This window comes from Pseudomonas lundensis, from assembly GCF_015377145.2.
GTDB classification, from domain to species: Bacteria; Pseudomonadota; Gammaproteobacteria; order Pseudomonadales; family Pseudomonadaceae; genus Aquipseudomonas; species Aquipseudomonas lundensis.
Genome location: NZ_CP062158.2, coordinates 508,079 through 521,683 on the forward strand (window position 1 = coordinate 508,079; position 13,605 = coordinate 521,683).

Consider the following 13,605-nt stretch of genomic DNA (forward strand, 5'->3'; position numbering starts at 1 on the left):
TGACTCACAGACCCTGTTTGGCCTTGAACTCGCGACGGCGACGGTGCAGCACCGGCTCGGTGTAACCGTTCGGCTGTTTAGTGCCTTCGATCACCAGTTCGACCGCCGCCTGGAAGGCGATGTTGCTGTCGAAGTTCGGGGCCAGCGGGCGGTACAGCGGGTCGTTGGCGTTCTGACGGTCAACCACCGGCGCCATGCGCTTGAGGCTGGCCATCACTTGCGCTTCGTTGACAATGCCATGACGCAGCCAGTTGGCGATGTGCTGGCTTGAAATACGCAGCGTGGCGCGGTCTTCCATCAGGCCGATGTCATTGATGTCCGGCACCTTCGAACACCCCACGCCCTGGTCGATCCAGCGCACCACGTAACCCAGGATGCCCTGCGAGTTGTTGTCCAGTTCGTTCTGGATCTGCTCGGGCGTCCACTGCGGGTTCACGGCCAGCGGGATGGTCAGAATGTCGTCCACCGACGCTTTGGCGCGCTTGGCCAGTTCGGCCTGGCGGGCGAACACGTCGACCTTGTGATAGTGCAGCGCGTGCAGGGCCGCGGCCGTGGGCGACGGCACCCAGGCGGTGTTGGCGCCTGCCAGCGGGTGAGCGATTTTCTGTTCCAGCATGGCGGCCATCAGGTCCGGCATGGCCCACATGCCTTTACCGATTTGGGCGCGGCCTTGCAGGCCTGTGCTCAAGCCGACATCGACGTTGTTGTTCTCGTAGGCCGAGATCCACTTCTCGGCTTTCATGTCGGCCTTGCGCACGACCGGGCCGGCTTCCATCGAGGTATGAATTTCGTCGCCAGTGCGGTCCAGGAAGCCGGTGTTGATGAACACCACGCGCTCGCTGGCAGCCTTGATGCAGGCCTTGAGGTTGACCGTGGTGCGGCGCTCCTCGTCCATGATCCCGACTTTGAGGGTGTTGCGCGGCAGGTTCAGGACTTCTTCGATACGGCCGAACAGCTCGTTGGTGAACGCGGCTTCTTCGGCACCGTGCATTTTGGGTTTCACGATGTAAACCGAACCGGTGCGGCTGTTGCTGCGCGAGGTGTTGCCGTTGAGGCTGTGGATCGCCGCGAGGCTGGTGATCAGGCCGTCGAGGATGCCTTCTGGCACTTCGTTGCCGTCTTTGTCGAGGATCGCGTCGATGGTCATCAAGTGACCCACGTTGCGCACGAACAACAGCGAGCGGCCATGCAGGTTCACGGTGCCGCCGTTGGGGGCGGTGTACTCGCGGTCCGGGTTCATGGTGCGGGTGAAGGTCTGGCCGCCCTTGGACACTTGCTCGCTGAGGTCGCCTTTCATCAGGCCCAGCCAGTTGCGGTAGATCACCACTTTGTCGTCGGCATCGACGGCGGCCACGGAGTCTTCGCAGTCCATGATGGTGGTCAGCGCGGCTTCCATCAGCACGTCTTTGACGCCCGCGGCATCGGTCTGGCCGACGGGGCTTGAGGCGTCGATCTGGATTTCAAAGTGCAGGCCGTTGTGCTTGAGCAGCACGGCGGTCGGTGCGGCGGCTTCGCCGTGGTAGCCAATCAGTTGCGCCGCGTCGCGCAGGCCGCTGCTGGCACCGCCCTTGAGGGCCACGCGCAGTGCGCCATTGACCACCGCGTAACCCAGCGAGTCCACGTGGGAGCCGTTGGCCAGCGGTGCGGCTTCGTCGAGGAAGGCGCGGGCGAAGGCAATCACCTTGTCGCCACGTACCTTGTTGTAGCCTTTGCCCTTTTCGGCGCCATCGGCTTCGCTGATGGCATCGGTGCCGTACAGCGCGTCATACAGTGAACCCCAGCGGGCGTTCGACGCGTTGAGGGCAAAGCGCGCATTCATCACGGGCACCACCAACTGCGGGCCGGCCATGCGAGCGATTTCGTCATCGACGTTTTGCGTCGTTGCCTGGAAATCCGCGGCTTCTGGCTGCAGATACCCAATGTCTTGGAGGAAGGCTTTATAAGCCACGGCGTCATGGGCCTTGCCGGCCTGAGCCTGGTGCCAGGCGTCGATGCGCGCCTGCAAATCATCGCGTTTGGCGAGCAGTGCTTTGTTCTTGGGTGCCAGGTCGTGAATAACCTTGTCGGCACCGGCCCAGAACTGGTCGGCATTCAGACCGGTACCGGGGATAGCTTCGTTGTTTACGAAGTCGAACAGGACTTTGGCGACCTGCAGGCCACCGACGTGAACGTGTTCAGTCATTGCTTGCCTCACTCATTTTTATTTAAAGCCTGGAGCGCTTCTCAAAACACCGCGTGGCTCATGCTTGCGGGGTTGTACGGGGTATTGCAGACGCTTTGGCGAACCGTGTTACGAATTATGTAGTGCTCGCCGAGGCATACTACATGATCAATTGCAGATGTGAAAATCAGACTAATCACGTCGTTCCACGACCATTTTTAAAGGTCTGGTCATGTAGAAGAACAGGATGTTCTCAAGAAACACACAGGTTGTTCCAGATAATTCTAAAAACAGTACACAATTTAATGTGCAAATGCTGTGTTCGCGCTACTGTCGTTCGCGGTCCACCCGTGTAAACAGCCGCTGCGCAGCCAACTGTAGTCGGCCAGGCGGATGGCGCACGGTTGCCTATACTCAGTCGACCCCTTTTCAGAGTGCTGGCGCCATGAACCATCTCGTGATTACGGTTTTTGCCCCGGACAAACCCGGTCAGGTCGAGCGCATCGCCCAATGCATTGCCGAACATGGCGGCAATTGGCTGGAGAGTCGCATGTCGCGCATGGCCGGACAGTTCGCTGGCATTTTGCGGGTGGGGGTGTCAGCCGAAACCTACGAGGAGTTGGTGGACGCGCTTAAAAGGCTGGAGACCGAAGGCATTCGGGTGCTGGTGGCTGAAAGCGGGATTGAGCAAGCCTGCACCTGGAAACCCATTGCCATGGACCTGGTCGGCAACGACCGCCCTGGCATCGTGCGCGATATCACCAAGGTGCTGACCGATCATGAGGTCAGCCTGGAGCGGCTGGTGACGGAGGTGCGGCCCGCGCCCATGAGCAATGAGCCGTTGTTTCATGCCGAAGCCATTCTGGCCGTGCCGCTGACGCTGTCGCTGGAGGTGCTGCAAGAGCGGCTGGAAAAACTCGCCGATGAGATGCTAGTCGAACTGAAGTTACGCACAGACGAGTAGGGCCAAAGGTTATCCCATGAAACGCTGCACCTGCCTGTGGATAACCGTTGGAAACATCGTTGCAGGCCACAGGGGGTATGGCCTGCATTGAAGTGTACGTTTTTTGATCAGGCGCGACGGCGCAGGTTGACCCACGCATCGATGCTGTAGACCAGCAACCCCGCCCAAATGAACATGAACGCGATCAGTGTGCTTTCAGACAAGTGTTCGCCGTACAGCGTGACGGCCAGAATCAGCACAATGGTGGGCGCCAAGTACTGCATGAAACCCAGTGTGGTGTAGGGCAAATGCCGTGCGGCGGCGTTGAAGCACACCAGCGGGATCAGCGTTGCCGGGCCTGCGGCCACCAGCAACCAGGCTTCGGAGCTGGCCCAGAATTCGGCGTGCGCGCTGTTGGCCTCCGGGTGCATCAGCAGCCAGCCAATGGCAATCGGCACCAGAATCCAGGTTTCAACCACCAGGCCGGGCAATGCCTTGACTGGCGCCTGCTTGCGGATCAGTCCATAAAAGCCGAACGTCAGCGCCAACGCCAGCGACACCCAGGGCAGGCTGCCCACCTGCCACACTTGCTGCGCCACGCCGACCGCCGCCAGCCCGACGGCGACCCACTGCAAGCGACGCAGACGTTCGCCCAGCAGCAACATGCCCAGCAGCACATTGACCAGCGGGTTGATGTAGTACCCGAGGCTGGCTTCGAGCATCCGGTCGTTGTTGACCGCCCACACGTAGGTCAGCCAGTTGGCCGCAATCAGCAGGCCGCTTACGGTCAGCACCGCCAGGCGTTTGGGGTTGTCGCGTAACTCTTGCCACCAGCCGGGATGTTTCCACACCAACAACAGTAACGAGCCGAAGAGTGCAGACCAGAGCACGCGGTTGACGATGATTTCTGCGGCGGGGACGCTGGCCAGCAGCTTGAAGTAGATCGGGAACAGGCCCCAGATGATGTAGGCGCTCAGGCCCAGAATGTACCCGTGGCGCGGGTTGGCGGCTTGCATGCGGAATCCTTGCGTGAACAACTGTCAGACACTGTGAAGGGTAAGAGTGTAAGCAGGTTTTACGAAGGTGTCGTGTGAAAGGCGGGGGCAGACAGCATTTTTGCGGCCGACGCCCGAGGCCGCGAAAACGTGCTCCCGGGCCTCAGCAACGTGGTGTCAGGGCGTTCAGAACAGCTTCAGCGGTTCTTCATTTAACGCGGACAGTTGCTCGCGCAACGCCAGCACTTGGTCGCCCCAGTAACGTTCGGTGCCAAACCACGGAAAGCTGTGGGGGAAGGCCGGGTCGTCCCAGCGCCTTGCCAGCCAGGCGCTGTAGTGCATCAGGCGCAGGGCGCGCAGCGGCTCGATCAAGGCCAGTTCACGCGGGTTGAAATCATGGAACTCGCTGTAGCCGTCCATCAATTCCGACAGTTGGCCCAAACATTCCTGACGATCCCCGGCGAGCATCATCCACAGGTCCTGCACCGCAGGCCCCATGCGACAGTCGTCCAGGTCGACAATGTGGAACACCTCGTCGCGGCACATCATGTTGCCGGGGTGGCAATCGCCGTGCATGCGGATCGTGGTGTGCGGGGTGGCGGCATAGACATCTTCGACGCGCTTGAGCAGATCGCGTGCCACAGACTCGTAGGCCGGGAGCAAGCTGCGGGGTATGAAGTTGCCTTCAAGCAAGGTCGTCAGGGAGTCATGGCCAAAGTTCTTTACGCCCAGGGCCTCGCGGTGTTCGAACGGCTTGGTAGCGCCGACCGCGTGCAGACGGCCGAGCAGTTGGCCGAGGCGATAGAGTTGATCGAGGTTGCCCGGCTCCGGCGCACGGCCACCCCGGCGCGGGAACAGGGTGAAGCGGAAACCGGCGTGTTCGAACAGGCTTTCGCCGTTGTGAATCAACGGTGCGACCACCGGCACGTCGCAGTCGGCCAGTTCAAAGGTGAAACGGTGTTCTTCGAGAATGGCGGCGTTGGTCCAGCGCTGTGGACGGTAGAACTTGGCGATCAGCGGTTCCGAGCCTTCGATGCCGACTTGATACACGCGGTTTTCATAGCTGTTGAGCGCGAGCACGCGGGCGTCGCTGAGAAAACCGATGCTTTCAACGGCGTCGAGCACCAAATCTGGGGTAAGTGTTGCAAACGGATGAGACATGCTGACTCCTGCGCGCAGCAGGCTGCCGCGTCCGGCCCCGCATGTTAGCGCAGACAGCTGAGCAGAGGGCGATAGATATCCATCGCCCTGCGGGTGTTGGCCTTACGCGCCGACGATTCCTCCGTCTTCGCGGCTGATGGCCATTACCGAGGACCGCGGCTTGCCGCCAGGCAGGTGCTCAGGGAAGGTCGAACCGCCGTTTTCGCCCGGGTGCTGGATGCCCACGAACAGGGTTTTCTGATCCGGGGCAAAGCTGATCCCCGTCACTTCGCAACCGACCGGGCCGACCATGAAGCGACGGATTTCACCCGTGTTGGGGTCGGCGCAGAGCATCTGGTTGTTGCCCATGCCGGCAAAGTCGCCGGTGTTGCTGACGTCGCCGTCGGTCAGAATCCAGAGTCTTCCCGCCTCGTCAAAGCCCATGCCGTCCGGGCTGTTGAACATGTTTTGCGGGGTGATATTGGCCGAACCGCCCTTGGGCTGTTTGGGATGCACGGCCGGGTTGCCCGCGACGACGAACAGGTCCCAGTCAAACGTGGCAGCGCCAGGGTCATTACCTTGCTCGCTCCAGCGCAGGATTTGCCCGTACACATTTTTCTCGCGCGGGTTGGGGCCGCCGACGGGCTGACCGTCTTCACCGCGTTTAACGTTGTTGGTCAGGGTGCAATACACCTGGCCGTCCTTGGGGCTGACGACGATCCACTCCGGGCGATCCATGCGTGTGGCGCCGACCGTGCTGGCGGCCAGGCGGGCGTGGATCAGCACTTCAGCCTGATTGGCGAAGCCGCTGTCCGCGTTGATGCCGTTTTTGCCGTGGGTCAGTTCGATCCATTGGCCTTTGCCCTTGGGCCGGTCGGGGTGGCTGTCGCCGTTATCAAAGCGTGCGACATACAAGGTGCCGTGATCCAGCAGGTCGCGGTTGGCCTTGGGGGTTTGGTGGTCGATCTTGTCGCGGCTGATGAACTTGTAAATGAACTCCCCGCGCTCGTCGTCGCCCATGTACACCACGGCATGGCCGTCGCGGGTTTCAGTCAGTGCGGCGTTTTCGTGTTTGAAGCGGCCCAGCGCCGTGCGTTTGACCGGCGTTGATTGCGGGTCGAACGGGTCGATTTCCACCACCCAGCCGTGACGGTTCAATTCGTTGGGGGTGTGCGCCAGGTCGAAACGCGGGTCGTGCAGGTGCCAGTTGATGTCTTTACTGGCGGCGACCACGCCGTAACGCTTTTGCGCGGCATCAAAGGTTGGATTCGGGTCGGTACTGCCAAAGCAGTCAGTGAAGTTTTCTTCGCACGTCAGGTACGTGCCCCACGGGGTTTTACCGTTGGCGCAGTTTTGAAACGTACCCAGCGCCCGGGTGCCGGTGCTGTCGGCCTGGGTGCGCAGCAACGCATGGCCAGCGGCGGGGCCGCTCAGGCGAATCGGCGTATTGCCGTGAATGCGCCGGTTGAAGGGCGATCCTTGCACAAACTGCCAGCGGTCGCCCTTGCGCTGAATTTCAATCACCGACACGCCTTCACTGGCCTGCGCCTTGTGCGCGTCTTCGGCCGAGGTCGGCTGTCCACCGTGGGGGTAGAGGTAGCGGTAGTTGGTGTATTCGTTGTTGATGGCCATCAGAGCGCGGTCGGGGTCGTCGGGGAATGCAAACAGGCTCATGCCGTCGTTGTTATCGCCGAATTGCACTTCCTGTTGCGCCGCCGTGCCGCTGCCGTCGGGCATGAAGGCCGGGCCATCGGCGTGCAGCGGTTGGCCCCAGCTGATGAGCACCGAGGCGCGGTAGCCGGGTGGCAGGGTGAGGGTGTCGGTGGTGGCGGCGTCGATGCTGTTAAAGCCCAGTAACGGGCTGGACGCTGCGCGCACCCCGTCGGCCAGCACGCTGCGGCTTAAAAGGCTGCCGCCCAGAAACATCGCCGCGCCGCACAAGGCGCCCGCGCTGATGAAGCCCCGACGGCTGAGGCCGATGATCTGTTCAAGATCAGTGGTTTGGTCTTCTTGTAATAGGTTCATGTCAGGCTGCCCCTCGCAACGGTTTTGGCAGCCACCTTAATCAGAGGGTGTGACAGGGATGTTTCAGAGGGTGGCGGGCGACGTGTTAAAGCGGCGTACCCAACAGCACCAAGGTCGGCGCGAACTGCACCAGGGCTTCACTGCCCTCCACCAAGGCGAGTGTTTCGAGGTGTTGCGCTTCGCTCAGCGCACACAGGGTCTGGCCATTGGGCAGGCTGATGCGCACTTCGCTCGGGCCGTCGTGCGCGTGGAAAATCTGCTCGATCTTGCCGTGTAACCGGTTGTGACCCGCCACCGCAGCTTCGGGTTTAATCAGCTGCAACCAACCGGCCTTGATTAACGCCACCACCGGCGTGCCGGGTTCAAGCTCCAGGCTCTGCGTGCTGTCGCGGGTGATGTGCGCTTGCAGGGTCAGCCCGCCTGCCAATTGCAGATCGATCAGGTCGTAATGGCCGTGGCCGTGAATGCTCGCGACGGTGCCGTGCAACTGGTTACGGGCGCTGGTGCGCAGCATCAGGCGGCCCAGCAGCTCAAGGTCTTGGGCTTCTTCGGCGGCGTCCAGTACCTGGCTTTGCAGCACTTGCAGCCGTTGATAAAGCCGCAGCACACGCTCGCCCGCTACTGACAACCGGGCACCGCCACCACCCTTGCCCCCCACGCTGCGTTCCACCAAGGGGGTTTGTGCCAGATTGTTCAGTTCATCAATGGCCTCCCACGCGGCCTTGTAACTGATGCCGGCGCTTTTGGCGGCTCGGGTGATCGAACCTTGCTCGGCGATGTGCTGCAACAGCGCTATTCGCTGTGGGCGGCGGACGATGTGCTGCGTCAGCAAGGTCGGCAAGTGCATGTCGATTGATTCGTTTGGCAGGGGGCTTGGCAAAGTGCCCACTTGCTGGGGCGTCGTCAAGCCGGGCCGTCCGGTTTTGGCGTGCGCGCCAGGCAGTACACATCCACCCGTTTCGCCCCGGCCTTGAGCAACACCAGGGCGAGGCTTTGCGCCGTGGCGCCGGTGGTCAATACGTCATCCACCAACGCCACATGCAGCCCCCGGACCTGCGCGTCGGGCGCCAGCGCGAAGGCGTTGAGCAAGTTGCGTTTGCGGGTTTTGGCGTCGAGCGCCTGTTGTGCCGGGGTGTCCAGGGTGCGCAACAGCCAGTGGGCCTGGCAGGGAATATCAAGCCGGTCACTGAGCCACTGACCCAGCATGGCGCACTGGTTGTAACCGCGTTGACGTTGCCGGGCGGTGGACAGCGGGACGGGTAGCAGCACATCCGGCCGGGGTTGAGCCTGCTGGTAGCTATCGAGCAGCGATTGGCTGAGCAGTGCTGCCAACAGGCGGCCAAAAGGCCAGCGACTGTTGTGTTTGAACCGCAGGATCAGGCTGTCCACCGGAAAGTCATACCGCCACGGCGCATGCACCCCCGCAAACGCGGGCGGGTGTTTAAGGCAGCCCCCGCAGGTCAGGCCCGGCATGGACAACGGCAGGGCACAGCACTGACAGGGGTTTTGCAGCCACGGCAGTTCGTGTTTGCAGGGCCCGCATACCGGTAGCTGCGTAGCTGAAGGCTCATCACACAGTAAGCAGGTTTGTACATTAAATGACCAGATGTAAACCTCCATTTCTCTCCGGGTTGACAGCGTAGGTAACATCCTTAAACATACCGGCCATCCGTGCCCTGCCTGAAAGACCGAATTCAGGTTTAAACCAAAGCATAAACAAGAGAGACGCCGATGAGCGCCAGCACCTTTAACACCATGCGTCATGATTGGTCTTTAGCCGAAGTGCGGGCGTTGTTTACCCAGCCGTTCAATGACCTGATGTTCGCGGCACAACAGGTGCATCGCGCGCATTTCGACGCTAACCGGGTGCAGGTCTCGACGCTGCTTTCAATCAAAACCGGCGCCTGCCCGGAAGATTGCAAATATTGTCCACAGTCCGGTCACTACAACACCGGGCTGGCGAAAGAAAAGTTGATGCAGGTTCAGGCGGTGCTGGAGGAAGCGGCGAAAGCCAAGGCCATCGGCGCCACGCGTTTCTGCATGGGGGCCGCGTGGAAGCACCCGTCGGCCAAAGACATGCCCTATGTGCTGAAAATGGTTGAAGGCGTGAAAGCGCTGGGGCTGGAAACCTGCATGACATTGGGCAAGCTCGATCAGGAGCAAACCGCCGCGCTGGCCCAGGCAGGGCTCGACTACTACAACCACAACCTCGATACATCGCCCGAGTTCTACACCACCATCATCACCACCCGCACTTACAGTGAGCGCCTGCAAACCCTCAGTTATGTGCGCGAGGCGGGCATGAAGATTTGTTCGGGCGGCATTCTGGGCATGGGTGAGTCGCTCGATGACCGCGCCAATTTGCTGATCCAACTGGCCAACCTGCCGGAACACCCGGAATCCGTGCCGATCAACATGCTGGTGAAAGTGGCGGGGACGCCGCTGGAAAACGCTGACGAAGTGGACCCGTTTGACTTCATCCGCATGTTGGCCGTGGCGCGCATCATGATGCCCAAGAGCCATGTACGGCTGTCGGCCGGTCGGGAAGCCATGAACGAACAAATGCAGGCGCTGGCCTTCATGGCCGGGGCCAATTCGATTTTTTACGGCGACAAACTGCTCACCACGTCCAACCCGCAGGCGGACAAGGACATGCAGTTGTTCAGTCGCCTGGGCATCCTCCCCGAGGCCCGCGAAGATCATGCTGACGAAGTGCATCAGGCGGCCATCGAGCACGCGCTGATGGATCAAAAATCCAGCGAGCAGTTCTACAACGCTGCGGTTTAACGCTACCCACCGCACAGGTAGGCGCGGGCGCACGCTGCGCTCAGGTCTGTAACGGCCCGGCTTTGCCCGCCGCGCAGCCTGTCGCAGCGTGCGCCGGTGGCTACAAGAGGGCTCGCCCAGCATGTCTTTTGATTTAAGTGCCCGTCTGGCTGCGCGCCGGGCGGACAATCTCTATCGCCATCGCCCTTTGCTTGAAAGCCCGCAAGGCCCTCAAGTGGTGGTCGACGGGCAGCCGTTATTGGCGTTTTGCAACAACGACTACCTGGGCCTGGCCAATCACCCGCAGGTCATTGAAGCCTGGCAGCAGGGCGCTTCGCGCTGGGGCGTCGGGGGCGGTGCATCGCATTTGGTGATCGGTCACAGCCGCCCGCACCACGCCCTGGAAGAAGCACTGGCCGAATTCACCGGTCGCCCGCGCGCACTCTTATTCAGCAATGGCTACATGGCCAACCTGGGGGCCGTCACGGCGCTGGTGGGGCAGGGCGATACGGTGCTCGAAGATCGCCTCAACCACGCGTCACTGCTGGATGCGGGCTTGTTGAGCGGGGCGCGATTCAGTCGTTATCTGCACAACGATGCCGCCAGTTTGGCCAAGCGTCTGGAGAAAGCGGTCGGTAATACGCTGGTGGTCACGGACGGCGTGTTCAGCATGGACGGCGATGTGGGCGAGGTGCCCGCGCTGGCCCGCGAAGCCAAGGCCAAAGGGGCCTGGCTGATGGTCGATGATGCCCATGGTTTTGGGGCGCTGGGTGCCACGGGCGGCGGGATTGTCGAGCATTTCGGCTTGGGGCTGGACGATGTTCCCGTGCTGATCGGAACCCTCGGCAAAGCTTTCGGCACCAGCGGTGCGTTTGTGGCGGGCAGTGAGGCGTTGATCGAAAGCCTGATCCAGTTCGCCCGCCCTTACATCTACACCACCAGCCAGCCCCCGGCCTTGGCCTGCGCGACGTTAAAAAGCCTTGAGCTGCTGCGCAGTGAACACTGGCGACGTGAGCACTTGAACCGGTTGATTGGTCAGTTTCGTCAAGGGGCCGAGCAGATGGGCCTGCAACTGATGGACAGCTTTACGCCGATTCAACCCATCCTCGTGGGTGACAGCGCGCAAGCGGTGCGTTTATCGCAGCAATTGCGTGCGCGCGGCCTGCTGGTGACCGCCATCCGGCCGCCGACGGTGCCGGCTGGCGGTGCGCGTTTACGCGTCACCTTGTCGGCCGCGCACACCGAGGCCCAGGTGCAGCTACTGTTAAACGCATTAAACGACTGCTGGCCAACCGTGGAGTCGAACCATGCGTGACCGCTTGATTCTGTTGCCGGGCTGGGGGCTTGGCGTGTCGCCGCTGGAGCCTTTGGCGGCCGCCTTGCGAGGGCTGAACGAGCACTTGCGGGTTGAGATCGAACCGTTGCCGGTGCTTGCGTCGGCGCAGTTGGACGACTGGCTGGATGAACTGGAGGCTGTTGTGCCTCAAGACGTTTGGCTGGGCGGTTGGTCTTTGGGCGGCATGCTCGCCAGTGAGCTGGCTGCGCGCCGGGCAGAGCGCTGCTGCGGGTTGGTGACGCTGGCCAGTAACCCGCGTTTTGTCCGCACCGACGACTGGCCGGGCGCCATGCCGGGTGCCACGTTTGAAGCGTTTATCAACGGGTTTCGGGAGGCGCCCAACACAACGTTGAAGCGTTTTTCTTTGTTGTGCAGTGACGGCAAGGCCATGGCCAGTCGGCTGCTCAACGGCGCACCGCACGCGCAGCCGGATACCCTGCTGGCGGGGCTTGAGCTGCTCGCTACGCTGGACACCCGAGGGGCGCTCAAAGCCTTTAACGGGCCGCAATTTCACGTTTTCGCCGGGCAAGACGGGCTGGTGCCCGCGCAGGCCGCCAGCGATTTGCTGGCGTTATTGCCCGATGTTCAAGTGGGCCTGATGGAACAGGCCTGTCACGCGTTTCTTCTGCAAGCACCCCACGAACTGGCGGCGGCGATCCAGAGTTTTTTAAACGAGTTGGGTGATGACTGATCTGAGTGTGGGCAACCTGCCGGACAAGCGTCTGGTGGCGGTGTCGTTTTCGCGTGCGGCTGCCAGTTATGACAGCGTGGCTGAATTGCAACGGGCAGTCGGTCATGAATTGATCGGGCGATTACCGCCTGATGTGAGCCCCCGACGCTGGCTGGATGTGGGCAGTGGCACCGGGTATTTCAGTCGCGTGCTGGGTCAGCAATTTGCGGGCAGTGAAGGCGTGGCGCTGGATATCGCGCAGGGCATGCTCACCTATGCGCGGCCGCTGGGCGGCGCGCAGCACTTTATTGCCGGGGACGCTGAGTGCTTGCCGCTGCAAGACAACAGCTGTGACCTGATCTTTTCCAGCCTGGCGTTGCAGTGGTGCGAGCATTTTGACGGGGTGCTCAAAGAAGCCCAGCGCGTGCTCAGGCCGGGCGGGGTGTTGGCGTTTGCCAGCCTGTGCGTCGGCACGCTGAGCGAGTTGCGCGACAGTTGGCAGGCGGTTGACGGGCAAGTCCATGTCAACCGTTTCCGGTCGTTCGCCGCGTATCAGCAACGCTGTGCCGACAGTGGTTTTCAAGTGCTCAGCTTGCAGACTCAGCCCCATGTGCTGCACTACCCTCAGGTGCGCCACCTGACCCATGAACTCAAAGCCCTGGGCGCGCATAACCTTAATCCGGGACGGCCCGAAGGCTTGACCGGCAGGGCGCGGCTTCAGGGGTTGATGGCCGCTTATGAACACTTCCGTCAGCCCCAAGGGTTACCGGCGACGTATCAGGTGGTTTACGGCATTTTGGAGAACCCGCGATGAGTCCTGCTTATTTCATTACCGGTACGGACACCGATGTCGGCAAAACCACGGTCGCGGCGGGTCTGTTACAGGCCGCGCGTGCGGCGGGCTTGAGCACGGCGGCGGGTAAACCGGTGGCCTCCGGGTGCGAGGTGACGCCCGAGGGGCTGCGTAACGCAGACGCGCTGGCATTGATGGCTCAATGCACCCTTGCGTTGAGCTATGAAGAGGTCAACCCGGTCGCGTTTGAACCCGCCATCGCGCCGCACATCGCGGCCCGTGAGGCAGGCGTGGCCCTGACGGTGCAGGCATTACTCACACCGATGCAGCGCATCCTGCGTCAGCGCGCCGATTTCACCCTTATAGAAGGCGCAGGCGGTTGGCGCGTGCCGTTGTCGGGGCAGGACAGTTTGTCGGATGTGGCTCAGGGTCTGGATTTGCCGGTGATCCTGGTGGTGGGGGTGAGGCTGGGGTGCATCAGCCATGCCTTGCTCACGGCTGAAGCGATTGCTCAGGATGGCCTGCAACTGGCTGGCTGGGTGGCCAATATCATTGACCCGAAGACTTCGCGTCTTGAGGAAAACCTCGCCACCCTGGCCGAACGCTTGCCTGCGCCGTGTTTGGGGCGAGTGCCCAAACTCAAGTCACCGACCCCCGAGGCCGTCGCGCAGTACCTTGAACTGGACCTGCTGGACTGAACCTGACGCTATTGCCGGGGCCTATCGACTGGCCAACAGCCATGAGCTTTTTTGACGGGCCTTTTGCCATCAGGTCTG

Annotated in this window: 11 protein-coding genes and 1 pseudogene; 6 read left to right on the forward strand and 6 right to left on the reverse strand. The window is 61.7% G+C overall.

What is annotated here, in order from left to right:
* Positions 1-4 precede the first annotated feature (4 nt).
* On the reverse strand, positions 5-2,182 hold the full coding sequence (locus IF654_RS02670; protein WP_094988173.1) for a malate synthase G: 2,178 nt from the start codon (positions 2,180-2,182) through the stop codon (positions 5-7).
* Positions 2,183-2,606: 424 nt separating this feature from the next.
* On the opposite strand from IF654_RS02670, the gene IF654_RS02675 reads away from it, so the two are divergent.
* Positions 2,607-3,125 carry a glycine cleavage system transcriptional repressor gene (locus tag IF654_RS02675; protein WP_047278090.1) on the forward strand — a complete coding sequence of 173 codons (519 nt, stop codon included), beginning with the start codon at positions 2,607-2,609 and terminating at the stop codon, positions 3,123-3,125.
* A gap of 107 nt (positions 3,126-3,232) precedes the next feature.
* On the opposite strand, the gene rarD is transcribed toward IF654_RS02675, so the two are convergent.
* From rarD to IF654_RS02700, 5 genes and pseudogenes are all read right to left on the reverse strand, one after another.
* The gene (gene rarD / locus IF654_RS02680; protein WP_047278088.1) at positions 3,233-4,120 is read right to left on the reverse strand and encodes an EamA family transporter RarD; all 888 of its coding nucleotides are present in this window, start codon (positions 4,118-4,120) and stop codon (positions 3,233-3,235) included.
* Positions 4,121-4,285: 165 nt separating this feature from the next.
* Positions 4,286-5,260, reverse strand: a complete 975-nt coding sequence (locus IF654_RS02685) for a serine/threonine protein kinase (protein WP_047278086.1) — start codon at positions 5,258-5,260, stop codon at positions 4,286-4,288.
* A gap of 102 nt (positions 5,261-5,362) precedes the next feature.
* Positions 5,363-7,264: a PhoX family protein gene (locus tag IF654_RS02690; protein WP_194862780.1), complete on the reverse strand. Its 1,902-nt coding sequence runs from the start codon at positions 7,262-7,264 to the stop codon at positions 5,363-5,365.
* Between the two features lie 85 nt (positions 7,265-7,349).
* Positions 7,350-8,111 (reverse strand): TOBE domain-containing protein, encoded by a 762-nt coding sequence (locus tag IF654_RS02695; RefSeq protein ID WP_194862779.1) that lies wholly within the window; start codon positions 8,109-8,111, stop codon positions 7,350-7,352.
* A 56-nt stretch (positions 8,112-8,167) separates the two neighbouring features.
* Positions 8,168-8,907: pseudogene (locus IF654_RS02700) on the reverse strand (hypothetical protein); the annotation flags it as partial.
* Between the two features lie 88 nt (positions 8,908-8,995).
* Here IF654_RS02700 and bioB point away from each other — a divergent pair.
* The 5 genes from bioB (at position 8,996) to bioD (ending at position 13,527) form a co-directional block, all read left to right on the forward strand.
* Positions 8,996-10,051: a biotin synthase BioB gene (gene bioB, locus IF654_RS02705; RefSeq protein ID WP_047279342.1), complete on the forward strand. Its 1,056-nt coding sequence runs from the start codon at positions 8,996-8,998 to the stop codon at positions 10,049-10,051.
* A gap of 121 nt (positions 10,052-10,172) precedes the next feature.
* A complete protein-coding gene (bioF, locus tag IF654_RS02710) occupies positions 10,173-11,345 on the forward strand; it encodes an 8-amino-7-oxononanoate synthase (RefSeq protein ID WP_194862778.1) in 1,173 nt (390 codons plus the stop codon).
* Complete coding sequence (locus IF654_RS02715; RefSeq protein ID WP_070414809.1) at positions 11,338-12,057, forward strand: alpha/beta fold hydrolase; 720 nt, start codon at positions 11,338-11,340, stop codon at positions 12,055-12,057. Before bioF ends, IF654_RS02715 begins: the two co-directional genes overlap by 8 nt.
* Positions 12,050-12,850: a malonyl-ACP O-methyltransferase BioC gene (bioC, locus tag IF654_RS02720; protein WP_047281425.1), complete on the forward strand. Its 801-nt coding sequence runs from the start codon at positions 12,050-12,052 to the stop codon at positions 12,848-12,850. The genes IF654_RS02715 and bioC overlap by 8 nt, the downstream gene beginning before the upstream one ends.
* Complete coding sequence (gene bioD, locus IF654_RS02725) at positions 12,847-13,527, forward strand: dethiobiotin synthase (RefSeq protein WP_047278070.1); 681 nt, start codon at positions 12,847-12,849, stop codon at positions 13,525-13,527. The genes bioC and bioD overlap by 4 nt, the downstream gene beginning before the upstream one ends.
* Positions 13,528-13,605 lie beyond the last annotated feature (78 nt).